Annotated in this window: 17 protein-coding genes and 1 tRNA gene; 5 read left to right on the top strand and 13 right to left on the bottom strand. The window is 53.7% G+C overall.

Translation table 11 applies throughout. From position 1 onward, the window contains the following. Positions 1–23: 23 nt before the first annotated feature. The 7 genes from WG31_RS06260 to WG31_RS06230 are packed head-to-tail and all read right to left on the bottom strand — an operon-like array spanning position 24 to position 7053. Positions 24–836 carry a TatD family hydrolase gene (locus tag WG31_RS06260; RefSeq protein ID WP_063353968.1) on the bottom strand — a complete coding sequence of 271 codons (813 nt, stop codon included), beginning with the start codon at positions 834–836 and terminating at the stop codon, positions 24–26. Continuing rightward, a complete protein-coding gene (gene metG / locus WG31_RS06255) occupies positions 836–2374 on the bottom strand; it encodes a methionine--tRNA ligase (RefSeq protein ID WP_063353967.1) in 1539 nt (512 codons plus the stop codon). The genes WG31_RS06260 and metG overlap by 1 nt, the downstream gene beginning before the upstream one ends. Further along, positions 2371–3315, bottom strand: coding sequence for a DNA polymerase III subunit delta' (locus WG31_RS06250; protein WP_063354895.1), 945 nt, complete (start codon positions 3313–3315; stop codon positions 2371–2373). Before WG31_RS06250 ends, metG begins: the two co-directional genes overlap by 4 nt. A 4-nt stretch (positions 3316–3319) precedes the next feature. Next, the gene (tmk, locus tag WG31_RS06245) at positions 3320–3964 is read right to left on the bottom strand and encodes a dTMP kinase (RefSeq protein WP_063353966.1); all 645 of its coding nucleotides are present in this window, start codon (positions 3962–3964) and stop codon (positions 3320–3322) included. A gap of 3 nt (positions 3965–3967) precedes the next feature. After that, entirely contained in the window at positions 3968–5188 is a 1221-nt protein-coding gene (locus WG31_RS06240; protein ID WP_063353965.1) for a D-alanyl-D-alanine carboxypeptidase family protein, read from the bottom strand. Positions 5189–5194: 6 nt separating this feature from the next. Continuing rightward, positions 5195–6061, bottom strand: coding sequence for a septal ring lytic transglycosylase RlpA family protein (locus tag WG31_RS06235; protein ID WP_063353964.1), 867 nt, complete (start codon positions 6059–6061; stop codon positions 5195–5197). Then, complete coding sequence (locus WG31_RS06230; protein ID WP_063353963.1) at positions 6058–7053, bottom strand: lytic murein transglycosylase; 996 nt, start codon at positions 7051–7053, stop codon at positions 6058–6060. The genes WG31_RS06235 and WG31_RS06230 overlap by 4 nt, the downstream gene beginning before the upstream one ends. A 228-nt stretch (positions 7054–7281) precedes the next feature. Between WG31_RS06230 and WG31_RS06225 the strand changes: the two genes are divergently transcribed. Continuing rightward, positions 7282–7848, top strand: coding sequence for a DedA family protein (locus WG31_RS06225; RefSeq protein ID WP_063353962.1), 567 nt, complete (start codon positions 7282–7284; stop codon positions 7846–7848). Further along, a complete protein-coding gene (locus tag WG31_RS06220; RefSeq protein ID WP_063353961.1) occupies positions 7845–8912 on the top strand; it encodes an ATP-grasp domain-containing protein in 1068 nt (355 codons plus the stop codon). The genes WG31_RS06225 and WG31_RS06220 overlap by 4 nt, the downstream gene beginning before the upstream one ends. 1 nt (position 8913) lies before the next feature. Here the strand turns inward: WG31_RS06220 and WG31_RS06215 are convergent, their stop codons facing one another. Both WG31_RS06215 and WG31_RS06210 read right to left on the bottom strand, forming a co-directional pair. Then, complete coding sequence (locus WG31_RS06215; RefSeq protein WP_063353960.1) at positions 8914–10440, bottom strand: amino acid permease; 1527 nt, start codon at positions 10438–10440, stop codon at positions 8914–8916. 15 nt (positions 10441–10455) lie between these two features. Next, positions 10456–11304, bottom strand: coding sequence for an undecaprenyl-diphosphate phosphatase (locus WG31_RS06210; protein ID WP_063353959.1), 849 nt, complete (start codon positions 11302–11304; stop codon positions 10456–10458). Positions 11305–11363: 59 nt separating this feature from the next. Here WG31_RS06210 and WG31_RS06205 point away from each other — a divergent pair, with 59 nt between their 5' ends. Next, complete coding sequence (locus tag WG31_RS06205) at positions 11364–11885, top strand: MlaD family protein (RefSeq protein WP_170315274.1); 522 nt, start codon at positions 11364–11366, stop codon at positions 11883–11885. A 99-nt stretch (positions 11886–11984) separates the two neighbouring features. Further along, a tRNA-Met gene (locus tag WG31_RS06200) sits at positions 11985–12059 on the top strand. 176 nt (positions 12060–12235) lie between these two features. Here the strand turns inward: WG31_RS06200 and WG31_RS06195 are convergent. Beyond that, entirely contained in the window at positions 12236–12667 is a 432-nt protein-coding gene (locus WG31_RS06195; RefSeq protein WP_006115210.1) for a DUF4167 domain-containing protein, read from the bottom strand. 258 nt (positions 12668–12925) lie between these two features. Next, positions 12926–13804 (bottom strand): peptide chain release factor N(5)-glutamine methyltransferase, encoded by an 879-nt coding sequence (gene prmC / locus WG31_RS06190; RefSeq protein WP_063353958.1) that lies wholly within the window; start codon positions 13802–13804, stop codon positions 12926–12928. A gap of 37 nt (positions 13805–13841) precedes the next feature. On the opposite strand from prmC, the gene WG31_RS06185 reads away from it, so the two are divergent. After that, positions 13842–14306: a hypothetical protein gene (locus WG31_RS06185; protein WP_063353957.1), complete on the top strand. Its 465-nt coding sequence runs from the start codon at positions 13842–13844 to the stop codon at positions 14304–14306. On the opposite strand, the gene prfA is transcribed toward WG31_RS06185, so the two are convergent. Next, positions 14303–15361 carry a peptide chain release factor 1 gene (prfA, locus tag WG31_RS06180; protein WP_063353956.1) on the bottom strand — a complete coding sequence of 353 codons (1059 nt, stop codon included), beginning with the start codon at positions 15359–15361 and terminating at the stop codon, positions 14303–14305. The two genes, WG31_RS06185 and prfA, sit on opposite strands and share 4 nt — an antisense overlap. Further along, positions 15358–16608 (bottom strand): histidine--tRNA ligase, encoded by a 1251-nt coding sequence (gene hisS / locus WG31_RS06175; protein ID WP_063354894.1) that lies wholly within the window; start codon positions 16606–16608, stop codon positions 15358–15360. The genes prfA and hisS overlap by 4 nt, the downstream gene beginning before the upstream one ends. Between the last annotated feature and the right edge of the window lie 101 nt (positions 16609–16709).

The raw sequence follows: 16709 nt of genomic DNA, 5'->3' as shown, positions 1-16709 counted from the left end.
ACTCCGCTTTTTCTCGGCAACCATCACACGGCTTTGCGGAATAACCGGTAAAAATTTTCTGTAGTCATGCGGGTGAAATCAGGCAGTTCCATACCACGTTCCTGCGCAATCCGGGCTGCCGTGTGCGCCACAAAAGCAGGCTGATTGCGCTTACCCCGCTTTGGCACGGGCGCGAGATAGGGAGAATCCGTTTCCACCACAATGCGGTCTGCCGGAATATCCCGCGCAACGGCCCGTATCTCATCACATTTCGGAAATGTGGCGATACCGGAAAAACTAACATATCCGCCCAGATTGACCACGCGCTGCGCCAGCTCTGGGCCTGAGGCAAAACAATGCAACAAAATGGGAAAAGCCCCTTTTGCATGTTCTTCCTCTAAGATACTGGCCACATCCTCATCTGCCTGACGGGCATGGATGATAACCGGCACATTCAATTCCCGCGCAGCGCGAATATGCTGGCGAAAATACTCATGCTGGAGCGGGCGCACATCTTCCTTGCCGTGGAAGTAATCCAGCCCGGTTTCACCAATGCCTATCACTTCGGGCACATCTGCAATGGCCACAATATCCGCAACAGTAGGAAGAGGTTCTTCCTCTACATGGTCCGGATGCGTGCCAACGGTGCACCATACGCGCATGTCTGGCGTATCCAGCTTGGCCAGCGCCTTTTGTTCTGGCGCACGCGCCAAGCGAGTACCAATAGTGACCATACCACCCAAGCCCGCATCCTTAGCGGCCTCAAGCAGTTCTGGCATTTCCTCGGCTGAGAAATGATCAAGATGACAGTGAGAATCTATCAACCCTGCCAGCTTTGTACTGTCCTCTGTCATCATTATGCCTGTTCTGGCTCAACATAACGGGGGAAAATGCCCTGTGGTGCCGGAAGCTGACGCCCACCGGGCAATGGTGTTTCCAGCGCGGCAAAGCTGCGTTCTTCTGCCGTAACAGAAAGCTGGTCCAACATGCGTTCCATGCTCTGCGGCATGAACGGCTGGAGCATGGTGGCAATACCGCGCAGGGCATCTACCAACACACGCAACACGTCCTTCATGCGTTCTGGGTCTGTCTTGCGCAACGCCCACGGGGCCTGATGGTCGATATACGCGTTGCAGGCGCGGATCACCTTCCACACATCTTCCAGCGCGTCTGTAAGTGCACACCGCTCAATCTGAGATTTCAGCAGATCGGGCAGCACCATCACCTGCCCTAGCAGATGGGTATCTTCTTCCGTTAGCGTACGGCGTTCTGGCAGAACACCACCGCAGTTACGCGCTACAAGGGAAAGCGTACGCTGGGCCAGATTGCCCAGATCATTCGCCAATTCCACATTATTGCGCATAATCAGCGCCTTGCGGGAAAGATCACTATCCCCGCCAAAAGGCACTTCGCGCAGCAGGAAGAAGCGCACAGCATCTAGCCCGAATTCTTTAACCAGATCACGCGGATCCACCACATTGCCCAGAGATTTGCTCATCTTCTGGCCTTCAATGGTCCACCAGCCGTTGGCAAACACCTTGCGTGGCAGCTCAATACCAGCAGCCATAAGGAAGGCAGGCCAGTAAACGGCATGGAAGCGTGCAATATCCTTGCCAACCAGATGCAGGTTGGCAGGCCAGAACGCCATGCGCGGGGCAGAGGTATCCGGATAGCCCAGAGCGCTCAGGTAATTGGCGAGTGCATCAAACCACACATACATAACGTGCTTATCATCACCCGGAACAGGAATGCCCCACTTAAAACTGGTACGGCTGATGGAAAGATCGCGCAGGCCCTGCTTAACAAAGCTTACAATCTCATTCCGCGCACCATGAGGGCCCAGAAAATCCGGATTATTTTCATACAGCTCCAACAGCCGATCCTGATATTCAGACAGCTTGAAGAAGTAAGAGGGTTCCTTCACCCATTCTACCGGTGCGCCTGTGGGAGCAACTTTTTTGCCATCCGGGCCGGGCACCAATTCATCTTCACCGTAGAAGCATTCATCACGCAGAGCATACCAGCCCTCATACGCGCCCAGGCAAATGGCCCCGTTATCCGCCACTTTTTGCCACAATGCCTGCGTGCTGGTAATATGGCGCGGCTCTGTCGTGCGGATGAAATCATCATACGAGATGTTCATGGCATCGGCCATATTGCGGAAATCGGCCGAAACCTTATCCGCAAAGCTTTTGGCATCTATGCCATTGGCCTGTGCAGCCTGCTCTACCTTCTGGCCGTGCTCATCCGTGCCTGTCAGAAAGAACACCTCATCCCCTGCCAGACGATGAAAGCGGGCCATCACATCCGCAGCAATAGACGTGTAAGCGTGGCCAATATGGGGCGCTCCGTTCACGTAATAGATGGGCGTAGTTACATAGAAACGACGGGTCATTCTCGGCTCGCAATCGTCATAGCTTCAAGCAGGGCTTCCTGTTTATCCAGATTAAAGCGTTCCGTCTCGGTGTGCTTGCGCATGGTGGCTTCCCACGCATTGGCCAAGGCCACACATTGCGGGTTTCCCTGCCGCGCCGCCTGACGAGCTTGCATCTGGAGTGTGTCTGATAACAGGCTGAAAAACAGACTGAAACCATAATCCCTGCGTAAAATGGTTTCTGCAACCTCATAGCTGCGTAATGGCGTAATGCCCTGCACCACTTCGTGCACAAGGCTGGCAATTTCACCACCCTTATCTGCCAGCAACGCCAGAGCACGCCCCGGCGCACCATGGGCTTCTGCCATAACGCGCTGTATTTCTGTATCCGAAGCTTCTGGAGCCTGCGCATGCAGCACGGCAGACATATCTGCCGCAGCCAGCGGTGCGAGTTCCAGTTTACGGCATCGGCTACGAATAGTGGGCAAAAGCCGCCCTGGAGCGGAACAGGTTAACAACAATACCGTAGCTGGCGGCGGTTCTTCCAGAATTTTCAGCACGGCATTGGCTGCGCTACGGTTCATCCATTCCGCGCCATCTACAATGACAACACGCCACCCACCTTCTGCCGCCGTACGCCGCAAAAAGGAGTTAATAGGCCGCACATCATCCGCTACAATCTCGCTGCGGTATTTTTGGCGTTTTTCATCAAACCCGCGGGCAACAACCAGCAAATCTGCATGCGTGGCGGCAGAAACACGGCGCCCAGCGGGGCTTAGTTCATCCTCCCCGCCCAGCAATATACGCGCCAGCCGGAACGCAAATGTGGCCTTACCAATACCCGGTGGGCCTGTAATCAACCACGCATGGGGCAAGCGCCCACCCTGCATGGCCTGCCGAAATGCCTGCAAAGCGGCCTGATGCCCACGCAACTGCAAAGATGCCAGACGTGGCTCCTGCACGTTCTCAGCCCTCGGCATGGGCCAGACGGGTCTGGATATCTTTCAGAATCTGAGCGTTTACCTGCTCTGCTGAATAAACGGAGGTATCCACCACTACCACCCGTTGCGGTTCTGCCTGAGCAATATGCGCAAACCCATCTGCCAAACGCGCATGAAAAGCCTCATCCGCCTGCTCATACCTGTCTGTTGGCGCACCACGCGCTGCCAAACGTTGGCGGGAAACGGCGCGCGGCGCTTGCAACAGAAAGGTTATATCTGGCTGCAAACCAAGCTGCTTTTGCAGTGTTGCAATCAGGCTTAAAATAGCCGGGGCACCATTGGCGCGCCCGTATCCCTGATACGCCAAGGTGGAATCGGTAAAGCGATCACACAGCACAATCTGCCCAGCCTTAAGAGCGGGCAGAATAACCTGATCAACATGATCATACCGTGCGGCAAAATGTGTCAGAATTTCCGCCCGGGCAGAAAGCGGATTTTTACCAAACAACAAAAGCTGGCGCAGATCTTCCGCACCGGCAGAACCGCCCGGTTCACGCGTGGCCAAAACCTTCTGGCCTTGCGCTTCCAGCTTTTCCTTCAAAAGCCGCAGCTGGGTGGATTTTCCCACCCCTTCTGCGCCTTCCAGCGTTATAAACATGCCACAAGCCATGAATCAGAGGTGCAGCCGACGTGCAGCCCGCCCCAAAAAGCTGAGTGCAGGCACGCTCTGCCCGGCTTGCACCGGAATACTGGCCTGCCGCCCACCGGGCAAAGACACTGTAAGTTGGCCTACAACCTGCCCGGCCTGCACTGGCGCAATAATCGGGCCATTGTAGTCCAGCGCCAGATGTGTGCCATTACGCCAGCCATGTGGCAGCAAAATCTTGAAATCCTGCGCAGCCACCAGCGGCACTGTCTGGGTTACACCCATCCATACAGGGGCCTGTTCCAGCACATCGCCTTTGCTGACAATTTGCGCAGTTTCAAAATTGGCGAAAGCCCAGCCCATCAGACGTTCAGCTTCCCGCCCACGTGCTGCGGATGAAGGCAGCCCGTTCACAGCCAGCACAACACGCCGCCCTTCGCGCTCAGAAGAAGCGCACAGGCCAAACCCACCTGCATCTGTGTGGCCGGTTTTTAAGCCATCGGCCAAACCTTTAACCACCAGAGAGTTCCGGTTTTCCTGCCTGATTTTGTTAAACAGGAACTCTTTTTCCGAGAAGAAATGATAATATTCCGGAAAATCATGAATCAAACGCAGCGCCAGATAGGCCACATCTCGCGCAGACATGTAATGATTTTCTGCGGGCCAGCCAGTTGCGTTCATGAAGTGCGAATTGGTGAGCCCCAGTTTGGTGGCTGTGTCGTTCATCAACGCAACAAACTGTTCTTCCGAGCCGGAAACGCCTTCTGCAATCACAATACAGGCATCGTTACCGGACTGGATAACCATGCCCTGAATAAGATCCTGCACGCTTACGCTTTGCCCCAAGGGCACAAACATGCGTGAACCCTGCATGCGCCATGCGCGTTCACTTACGGGCAACATCTGATCCAGCTTCAGGCGGCCAGATTTGAGCATGCCAAATGTAACGTACGCCGTCATCATCTTGGTAAGGGATGATGGGGGCATGCGCTCATCTGCATTTTTCTCAAGCAGTGTGGCACCGCTATTGTAATCCAGAATGCAGGCCCAGCGTGCCTGTGTATCCACCGGCCCCACGGGCGTAGTGGCGGGTGTATCCGCCCCCGGCACAGCAGGCTGGGCCGCCGCAGGTATTGCACCTTTGGCCGCCGCGCCGTGGTGGCGAGGCCGTGCCATGGCATCAAGCGCATAGGCACCAGAGAAAAGGGCAGCGCCCCCTGCGAGTAAGAACCGTCGAGTCTGCAACATTTTTCCCTATTCGACGACGATATGAGATCCGGTTAAACCAGTAGCAAGTGCTCGCTTAAGGGCGGCATCTGCTTCGCTTATAGTCGTAAAAGGCCCGTAGCGCACAGCCCACATTGTGCCATGCCCCAAAAACACAGGCCGAACGCTGGCACCTTGTGCCGCCGCCTGCCGCATGGCGGCCAAGCGAGATGTAAAATCCATGGTTTCCACCCACAGCATGCTGGACACAGGCGCGCCCTGCATAACAGTGGCTGGCAGATCTGCCAGCACTACCTTGCCCGGCGCAGGCGTTTCCTGCGTGGTGTTATCTGCCAGAACTGTAAGGCCCTGCCTATCCACTGCGGCGTTACCTAATGCCGTTTGCTGCACTTTTTCCAGCGGGGCTGCACTAATCTGCAACATGGGGCCACCGGGCAGTACTTCGGCAAACTGCCTGCTGGCCATTTCATCTTCTACCACCTGCACACGCGCAGGCTCTTTGCCCACACCCAGCAAATCTGCGGCACGCGGGGAAAGACCGATCATACGCCCCGGATCATTCGGGCCACGATCATTCAAGCGGATCACAATTTGCCGCCCGTTATCCAGGTTGGTCACCCGCACCACGGCGGGTAGTTGCAAGGTCTGATGGCTACCTGTCATGCTGGCGGCGCGCCAGACCTCACCATCTGCTGTCAGGTGACCTTCTGCCTGTGGGGGTTCCCTTACAGCCAAGCCCGTGCCTTGCCACGCAAAGTCTTCCCGCGGGTAAAACCACTTGTTGCCTGCCTGCCATGCCGGCCCAACTGTATAATGCAGATCCTGCTGTGCCACAGGCTGCTGGCGCGAACAGGCCAGCACCGCCAGGCACCCTACAAGGGCGAGTTTTTTCACGTTATTGCATCACCAAGAAGCCCTACACCCAGCGCGTAGAAATCGGAGGGGTTGTAGCGGCGGATCACGTTGAAATTATGATAGACGATAAAGGCTTCGCCCCCCACCCCATCTGGGCGGATAATAGCGCCTTCCTGCACAGCACTTGAAAACTGCCCTGCACGTGGCCGCACGCCCTGCTGCGCCCACCATGAAATAGGGTGCACAGCCGTACGGCCAATTTGTGCCTGCGTTATGGTGTCAGGCAGCAAGACTTCCTCTCCCCACGGCTGTCCGGGCAGCCAATGGCACTTGGCCAAATAATTGGCGATAGAGGCAAAAACATCGGCTTCATTATGCCAGATATCGCGCCGCCCACCTTCTGGGTAGCTAGCTGCGTAACGCAGATAGGCGCTTGGCATAAACTGTGGCTGCCCCATAGCGCCTGCATAGCTGCCCAGCATACCTGCGGGCGTGATGTCCCCTTGGCCCAGAATGCTCAGCGCCTTCATCAATTCTGAGCGGAAAAAAGCCGAACGCCTGCCATCGTAAGCCAGAGTCGCTAAAGCATCGATCACATGGAATGTGCCCATGCGTGTGCCGTAAGCAGATTCCAGCCCCCAAATACCCGCAATAGCGCCTTTATTAACGCCATATGTGGAACTGATACGGTTGAGCAGCGCTGTACGTTGACCAACAGCAGCAAGCCCATCGGAAATTTTCTTTTCCGTCAGAACCCGATCTTTATATTGCGCCCATGTCAGGGTGAATTCTGGCTGATGCCGGTCTGCCTTAAGCACTTTGGCATTTGGTTGGGTGGTAAGAGCCAGCGCCTGATCCACCACAGAAGCAGAAATACCCTGCCCTATGGCCTCTCGCCGCACGCCAGCCAGAAAGGAGGCATAACTGGAAGATGCAGCAGGGTGCGGAGTAGTAGCCGCAGTTGTGCGGGCCAATACAGGTGTGGCGAACAGAGCAGAAGCCCCACCAACAAGAAGTTTTCTTCGTAGCATTAAGGCTTCACGCTTCTGATCTGTGTAACATTCAATGTCATAGAATATAGTGGAATAAGGCCTTTGTCAGGCCATCTTCTTTATTCCTTATTTTTGGTTCCGAACACGCAGCTCCATACCTGTTTCCGCCCCTTGACAATACTGTCACAAAAGAGCCTGTTGGAGCCCTGCTCACACTCTTAAAACCTTCAAGACCGTGCTGTTCTGGCCGGAGAGAGATTACCTTCTTTGCTGGATCAGTTTCTGGAACTTACCGCCGCTTACCCTCTTGCGCAGGTTATTATTGTTATTCTGGCCACGTTTGTGCTGGAAGATGCCGCCACGGTTATTACGGCCATTCAGGTTAACCTTCACACTCTTTCCCCCATTACAGCACTTGTTGCGTTGTATATTGGCATTGTAACGGGCGATATAGGGCTTTACGGGTTGGGCTACCTGGCAGCACGCTGGAAACCTGCCCAAAGGTGGGTGAACACATCACAGATGGAAAACCAAAAAGTCTGGCTTTCCAAAAACCTGTTCTGGGTTGTATTTGTCAGCCGCTTTATTCCGGGCACCCGGTTGCCGCTTTACACGGCAAGCGGTTTTTTTAACGCGGGCTTGCCTATATTTACTGCCGCCACATTTCTGGCCACGCTTATCTGGACAACTGCGCTTTTTGCGCTTTCTCTCCATGTTGGTGGGTTTATTCTGGATCATCTTGGCGCTTGGCGCTGGGCTGGCTTGGCTGGATTTGTGCTGGTTATTTTCTTTATGGGCCGTTTGATTGCCCGAGCACAGAAACAGAAGACATGACGACACAGGCCGAAAAACAGCCTTCTCCTCTCTCCCTTTTTGAATTCTGGCCTGGTTGGGTTTTTTACACGCCCGTTGTGGCTTACTGGATTCTGCTTGGCATACGCTATGGGGATGTGACCCTACCCACAGCCGCCAACCCGCGTATTGAAACAGGTGGCCTGTGCGGTGAAAGCAAAAGCAGCATTCTGGATATGGCAGGCAATTATGCCAAACGCTGGATTGCACCTTACGTAACGCTACCAACCGGCACGCATGATCTTGCCCGCGCCCACGCTGCCATGCAGGCCAAAGGGCTCACGCTGCCCGTAGTGGTTAAACCCGATATTGGATGTAATGGCACCGGTGTAAAACTGGTGCGCACGGAAGAGGAGCTGAAAGCAGCCCTCGCCTCCTTCCCGCGCAAGATCCGGCTGGTGATACAAAAACTCATTACATGGAAGCACGAAGCCGGGCTGTTTTATATTCGTCATCCTGACAGCCCTATGGGGGAAATTTCATCCCTCACTTACAAAGATATTCCGGCCCTGCGCGGAAATGGGCGCGATACCGTGCTGCAACTGCTGCAAAAAGATAGCCGCACCAGCAAAGTGCTACACATCTACACGCCACGCCTAACACACTGTCTGCACGAAGTTTTGCCAGATGGTGAGGAACTGGAACTGGTATTTGCAGGTAACCATTGCAAAGGGGCCATTTTCCGCAACGGCAAGGCAGACATTACGCCAGAACTCACCCGACAGATTGACGCCATCATGCACGATATTCCCGATTTTCACTTCGGACGTATTGATGTAAAATTCCGCTCTGCCGAAGCACTGCGTGAAGGCAAGGATTTTGAAATTATCGAAATCAATGGCGTAGGTTCAGAAGCTATACACATCTGGGATTCCCGCACAACGCTGCGCGAAGCCTATGCAGCCCAGTTCCACCATTACCGGGAAAGTTTCCGTATTGGCGCCAAAAAGAAGAAGGCTGGCTGGTCCCCCACCAATTTGTGGGAAGGTGTGCGCCTCTGGCAGCGCCAGAAGCGGCTTTTGGCATCCTATCCGTTGAACGACTGAATTATTTGGCTTTTTCACGCTGTTCCCGCCCTAGGCGGGAATGGACGTGACCATAAAACCGATAGCTGGCCCACCCTATACCGGCATAAGTGAGCAGAAGCAGCAGAGGTATGGGGTCCCCTTTATACAGGGCCAACATCATATCCACGCAAAGCGGCGCCACCATAACCGCGCAAAAGAAAATCCCTAAAAGCGGCACATAGCCCAGCCAGATACCGCGTACGGTAAAGCCGCCCCACGGCACACTGAAACGACGCGGAATTTCGGGGGCCTTATTGCGCACCCAGATAACGGTAAAACACACAATGCCAAACGCTACAGCCGTGCCAAGGCTAACCAGATCACCAATAATATCAATCGGCAACGTGGCAGTTGCCAGCGCTACGCCAAACCCCAGCACAATGCTACCGATCCACGGTGTTTGAAAGCGCGGATGCAGCTTACTGAACATCGGCATTAGCAAGCCATCTTCCGCCATGGCAAAAAAGATGCGGCTTTGGGCATATAACAGCCCCATCAGCACGGAACACAGGCCGATAACGGCCCCTAGCTTTACAAACAAAGCCAGCCACGGCTGATGCATGGCGTTAACGGCTATTGCCAGCGGGTCTGCTACATCCAGCGTCTGCCACGGCACCACACCAATCAACACGGCAGCCACAATCATGTAAACAACCGTGCAGATAATGAGCGAAAGCACGATACCAACAGGCACATCCCGCCGAGGGTTTTGGGCCTCTCCCGCTGCGGTAGAAACAGCCTCAAACCCTACATATGCAAAAAAGATAACCGATGCTGCGCGGAAAATACCGGGGAAGCCAAAGCGGAAGCCTCCTTCATACTTCGGAATAAAGGGAGACCAGTAAGACGGATGCACCTCCCACACGCCCAGCGCCACAAAGAGCGCCAGAACGCCCACTTTGAGAAAAACAATGAGCGCATTGATTTTGAAGGATTCCCGCACGCCCAAAACCAGCAACAAAGAAACGGCCAGAATAGAGAAAGCGCCCACCGCATCTATCCGCCACCCCGCAGCAACATGGCGGGATGCCCCTTCAAACGCGACTTGCAGCGTAGTGGTGGACAGAGCCGATGGCACATGCACGCCAAAATCTTGCAAAAGGCTGACCGCATAACCTGAAAAACCAGCAGCCACACCTGCGCAGGAAATACCGTATTCCAGCAAAAGCAGCCACCCAACAGCCCATGCCCAACGCTCCCCCATGGAAACATAGGCATACGTATAAGCAGAGCCTGAAACCGGCATGGAAGATGCCAGCTCACCATAAGAAAGGGCCGTAAAAAGGCAGGCAACCCCCGCCACAATAAAGGACAAAAGGATGGACGGTCCCGCATAGTTGGCGGCTGCCGTGCCTGTCATAACATAAATACCCGCGCCAATAGTGGAGCCCACGCCCAGCATGGTAAGCTGCAAAGGCCCCAGTGTTCTACTTAGGCGTTGGGTGCTGTTTTCCTTTTCAATGCGCTGTAAAGACTTGCGCCGCGGCGAACCAGAAATATCTCCCATCAGACTATTTCTGGTTCAGTGCATAAAATGGAACAGAATGGTCGCAATACCGCCTACGCCCATGCAGTACCAAGCGAAGGGAGAAAGCGCCCATCTGTCGTGATCACGGAAATACCGCATCAGAAAAGCGGTGCTGAACAATGCCATCAGGCCAGATACAAGAGCTGCCACCACGGCAATGCGCATCTGCCCCGGCTGTAGCTCCAGATGCCGCATTTTGAAGGCTTCACGCACCGTGGCGGCCAGAATAACGGGTTGCGCCATCAAAAAGGAAAAGCGTGCTGCCGTATCATGGTGCAGCCCCCGCAACAAACCACCACAAATGGTTGCACCAGAGCGAGAAAGCCCAGGAAAGAATGCAAGGCACTGGAACAGGCCAATAATGACCGCATCGCGCGATGTCATGCTGGCAACAGAATTAACGTTTTTCCGCACCACACTGCTGCGCAGCCGTTCTACCACCAGCAAAAGCAAACCATTTAAAAACAAAAAAATAGCAGCGGATGAGGCTGAGCCAAACAAATTGCGCAAGAAGTGCTCAAACAGGCCACCCACCACAACAGCGGGAATGGTGGCTACAATGAGCAGCCACAGAATATGCAGGCTTTCCATTTGCATGCGCTGGCCGCAACTGCCACTGGCCCCTTTGAATATGGCCAGCCAATCTTTCCAGAAGAAAACTAGCAGCGCCACAGACGTACCCAGATGCAGCATAACCAGAAACGGCAGAAATGCCGGATCATGCAGATCGTACGACCAATGGAACAACGCCGGAAGGATAACAGCATGTCCAAGGCTACTTACGGGAAAGAGTTCTGTTGCTCCCTGAAGAAGAGCGATAATGATAGCCTGAAGAAACGACATATGCAGTTACAACCCACGCTGGCACAACTTTGCTGCCTGTCCTTGCACCATGCGCCACCATGCTGCAAGGATTCATGCTAATCTTATGCCACAACATTATTATTCGGGATGAAAACACACCTATGAGCAGGCAAAACCGTGCAGGCGCATGTCTTTTTAGCGGAGCAGTTCTGGCAGCCACGCTGGGTTTTGCTTTTTATGCACATGGCACTCAGAAATCTCCGGGCACAAATAACTACGCTCTCTCTGCCCGCTTTGTCTCGGCCAACGGGCTGGAACGTGGCGCAGATGTAGATATTGCCGGGGTAAAAGTGGGCCGCGTTTCATCCATCGTACTAGACCCAGCCACTCAGATGGCTTTTGTGCACTTTACACTGGATGGCGCACTGCACTTGCCACAGGACAGCACGCTCACAATCAGCAGTGCCACGCTTTCATCTGAAAACGCTTTGATGATTGAACCCGGCACATCCTCCACCATAGCACCACCCAATGGAATGCTGACACATACGCTGGAGCCCACAAGCCTTGAGCAACAGGTCAGCAATTACATTTTTGGCGCCGGAAATCTGGGGCAGTAAGCTCTTATATTCTCTTATCTGATTATTTTTATAACAAAATACGCCAAACCGGGTTGACGGCATCCCGGAGAATCAGGTAGATGAGCGCCATCACATGATGGCGGCGTAGCTCAGTGGTAGAGCAGGGGAATCATAATCCCTTGGTCGGAGGTTCAAATCCTTCCGCCGCTACCAATTCCCTGAAAAACCAACACACTAAACCCACCACATCAAGCCAAGAACTTGCTGTGTTATTTTTGCGTTGCGCGCGTTTTATGGCTGCCTAAAACACCTTACACGCAAACACAATTTATACCCCGCCCACCCCGCTCCAGATATCAGAAGCAGGGCAGCAAGGTATCAGAAGTTTTTTAGCCTTCGGAAAGTTCAGGCTGAGGTTCGGATTCTTCCTGAATATCAGGCTGAGGGGCATTTTCCTGCCGGTCTTCGCCATCTTCATTGGTCTGCGCAACGGCACGCTGCTGGCGGGCGGCAAGGCGTTCGGCGCGCTCTTGCTGGCTTTGCTGCGCAGCCTGCGCCATGGCGTTCATGATACGGAAGTAATGTTCGGCATGCTGGAAGTAACCTTCTGCTGCCACGCGGTCTCCGCTGCCTGTGGAATCACGACCAAGCTGGAGATATTTTTCAAAAAGCTGCTGGGCTGTGCCACGTACGCGCACATCCGGGCCATGACTATCAAAAACATGATTCCTGTTCATCGGAATCTGTCCATTCAGTTGTCGGGAACTCCCATTGCTCCCGTTGGAACGATGGTGTCTTGTCCGCATCCGTTTTACGTTCATGGGTTTATCACAGCGCTTTCCTGTTCAGGGCACTTTGGCATAAAGAAACAGTCCTGTATTAAAAAGGTATGCTTCCTGAGTGAAGGCCGAATTGTTTTTTCGGAATGGGCTTTATGTAAGGCAACACATAAATTGTTGCCAAATGAAAGGCCCCCTTGCTGCTTTAATTTCTGATGCAGTGATTTTAGGTTTTTACATCTGCTACAGAAGCAAGCTTGAGTAGTGTAGCAACCCAAGCCTATAAAGCCAAGTTATTTTTCACGCCTGTTTTTCTAGCACCACAGCGCGGGCAATACCTGCCAGATCTGCTTTTACATCTACCACGCGCAAGGCATTGGTAGCTGCCAAGGCACGCAAAGCCTCTTCCTGCCCTATGCCAATTTCCAGCACAGCCAACCCGCTATCTGCCAATAAAAATGGCAGACGACCGCAAAGATAGCGGTACGCACTCAACCCATCATTCCCACCATCCAGTGCGCGCACAGGCTCATGCTCACGTACTTCCCGCATAAGGTCTGCCAGATCTGAAGTCGGAATATAGGGAGGGTTGCTCAGCACCACATCAAACCGCGCATTTGGAGCCAACGCGGCATCCCACTCCGCCGCTATAAACAATGCGTGATCCTGCATGCCACAACGCTGGGCATTCGCATGCGCCAACATGGCGGCTTGTGGGTTGATATCTACCCCTACCCCACGCGCTTTAGGGTATTCCGCCAAAGCAGCCAGCAGCAAACAGCCCGTACCAGTGCCTAAATCCAGAATATTCTGCACGGATGCCTGATCCGGTCGATATTCCAGAAGGCTTGTAATAAGTGTTTCTGTATCTCCGCGCGGCACCAAACTTGCTGGAGATACTGCCAAATCCAAGCTCCAAAACCCTTTACTGCCTGTAATATAGGCAAAAGGTTCGTGTGCAGCGCGACGTTTTACGTAAGAAAAAAAGGGCTCACTGGGCACATTCTCTGTTGGAGAGCGGGCTAGCAGTTGCTCTGGTGTAAGGGAAAGCGCATGAATAAGTAGTAATCGCGCTTCCCGCCGCGGGCCTTCAATACCGGCCTGTGCCAAAAGTTGTGTACCCTCACGCAACAGTTGCGCTATTGGCTGGCAGGGAATTGTTTTTTCTGCTGTACTCACACGCGCAACCTTGATGGATTGATCTGGTTAGACATCAATGCCCCAATTTTTCCGCCGTATCCAGAATACAACTTTTTGCCTGCTTGGCCTTATGGCCGCATTGCCCCTTTCTTACGCCTATGCGGGCGAATTTACGGTAACAGACGGCAAGGCAGATACGGAAATTTCTGAAGTTTCACGCATCTATCTGGATGGCAAACTTGTAAGCGTGATCCGACTGGATGATAAAAATCAGGAAAAAACGGTTAAAGTCACCACCCCTATGGGCAGGTTAGACCACACCTATACCTTATGCGGTGAAATCACCATCCGCTCTCCCGAAGGACGGGTAGAAACTCATGAGGTAGATAGTGATGGCACGCTCCACAACCCCGATGGGCACCATTTTTACGCCTTGGGGTCTGATAACTTCACTGAATTCTTTTTAACTGATCCAAACGCGCCAGAAGCAGCGGAGCATCACCCCGGCCGTTCTGGCGTGTGTGCAGCACCTATCAGTTAAAAACCTTCAGCCGCCAGCAGAGCCGCCTGTTCTTCCTGCGTAAGGGCATCTACAAACTCATCCAATTCCCCCAACATGACACGATCAATTTTATAGAGTGTCAGGTTGATACGATGATCCGTGACACGCCCTTGCGGGAAGTTATAGGTGCGAATACGCTCTGATCTATCTCCCGTACCTACCTGAGAGCGCCTATCTGCCGCACGGTTGGCATGGGCCTGCGCTCTTTCACGCTCATACAAACGTGCACGTAGGATTTTCATGGCCTTGGCGCGGTTTTTATGCTGGCTTTTTTCTTCCTGCATAGAAACCACAATGCCGCTGGGCATATGGGTAAGGCGTACGGCACTTTCCGTCTTATTCACATGCTGCCCACCAGCCCCAGAGGCTCGAAACACATCTACCCTCAGGTCTGTTTCGTTAACCTCTACATCAACATCTTCGGCTTCTGGCAGCACAGCCACCGTAACTGTGGAGGTATGGATACGGCCCTGACTTTCCGTAGCGGGCACGCGCTGCACCCGATGCACACCGGATTCATACTTCAACCGCGCAAACACGCCTTTGCCGTTAATTTCGGCAATACCTTCGCGCAGGCCGCCTAGCTCGCTTTCGTCATAATCCATAACGGTAAAGCGCCAGCCGTTTAGGTCTGCATAACGACGGTACATGTCAAACAGTTCGGCCGCGAACAGAGCGGCTTCATCGCCCCCAGCCGCAGGCCGCACTTCCAGAATAGCACTGCGGGCGTCTGCCACATCTTTTGGTAACAAAGATAGACGCACATCTTTTTGCAGATGTGGAAGTTGCTCACGCAGTTCAGCCAGCTCTGCTTCTGCCAGTTCCTTCATTTCTGGATCTGCTAAAAGCTGCTCAGCTTGCCGGATACCGTCTTCCACCCCGCGCAGGGCGTTGATACGCGCCACAACGGGTTCGATTTCAGCATATTCTCGTGATGCCTGCGTAAAAGCTTCACCATTTAGCCCGCTTGCTAGCTGCGCTTCCAACTCCAGAGCGCGGCTGACAATCTGGTCTAGTCGTTCGTCAAACTTCATGCTGCAAATACGTCTTGCGCTTTGGAAAGCAACGTATCACGAGAGACTTCCTGTTCGGCCCCTGTTTCCATATTTTTTACACGGAACAGACCCTTGGCCAGTTCATCTTCCCCAAGGAAAAGCACATGGCTGGCATTCTGCTTGCCTGCGCGTTCCATACGCTTACGCAGTGAACCCTTGTAGCCAATTTCTGTTCTTACACCCTGCCCGCGCAAACTCTGCAAAATCTGCACAACTGCGCTTTCATCAGGCGCGCCAACAGGTACCAACACAACAGAGCGCGGCGCCGCAGGCACTTGTTCTAGCAGCATAGATAGGCGCTCAATACCCGCAGCCCAGCCAATAGCTGGCACTTCTGGCCCACCCATCTGTTTTACCAAACCATCATACCGGCCACCAGCCAGCACTGTGCCCTGAGAACCCAGACGATTGGTGACGAACTCAAACGTGGTGTGGTTGTAGTAATCCAGCCCACGCACAATGCTGGGGTTTACAGTGTAGGCAATGCCGAACACATCCAGCTTATTGCGCAAATCCTCCCAAAACGTACGGGCTTCTGGTGTTAGAAACTCTGCCATCATGGGCGCATCAGCCACCAGAACCTTATCGCCTGCATCCTTGCTATCCAGAATGCGCAGCGGGTTCTTTTCCAAACGGGTTAGACTGTCTTCAGACAATTTATCCTTATGGGCCGAAAAATACGCTACCAAAGCATCTCGCCATGCATCACGGCTGGCAGCATCACCCAGCGTATTCAGCTCCAGCGTCACGTAATCTGCAATGCCCAACGCCTTGAGCACTTCGTACCCCATGGCAATGGCTTCTGCATCTGCCAGGGGTTCGGCTGCCCCCAGAAGCTCTGCACCAATTTGGTGAAACTGGCGATACCGCCCTTTCTGGGGCCGTTCATGCCGGAACATGGGGCCTGCATAAAATACTTTCTGCGGCAGGGACTGCGTAAGCGCATTGGTAACCAAGGCCCGGCAAATGGCTGCCGTACCTTCTGGCCGCAATGTTAGGCTTTCACCATCCCGATCACTAAAGGAATACATTTCTTTGGAAACAACATCGGACGTATCCCCCAAAGAGCGAGAGAAAACCCGTGTATCTTCAAAAATCGGGGTTGCCCATTCATCAAACCCGTAAACACCTGCAATCCGGCGCGCTGTGTCTACCACATGCGCATGGCGGCGCTGGTCTTCTCCAATAAGGTCGTGCGTTCCTCTTACGGGCTGAATGCTGCTCACGAATATATATTCCCACACCACGGCACCCGTCACCTTGGCTGGCGTGGTGTTTTTTGCTGTTTAAAATGGCACGTCTGCCCCTGCCCGCGCCTTTTGGCGCA

Source organism: Acetobacter oryzifermentans (assembly GCF_001628715.1).
GTDB classification, from domain to species: Bacteria; Pseudomonadota; Alphaproteobacteria; order Acetobacterales; family Acetobacteraceae; genus Acetobacter; species Acetobacter oryzifermentans.
Note: the sequence above shows the minus strand (reverse complement) of the source record. Positions and strands in the feature narration are given on the sequence as shown.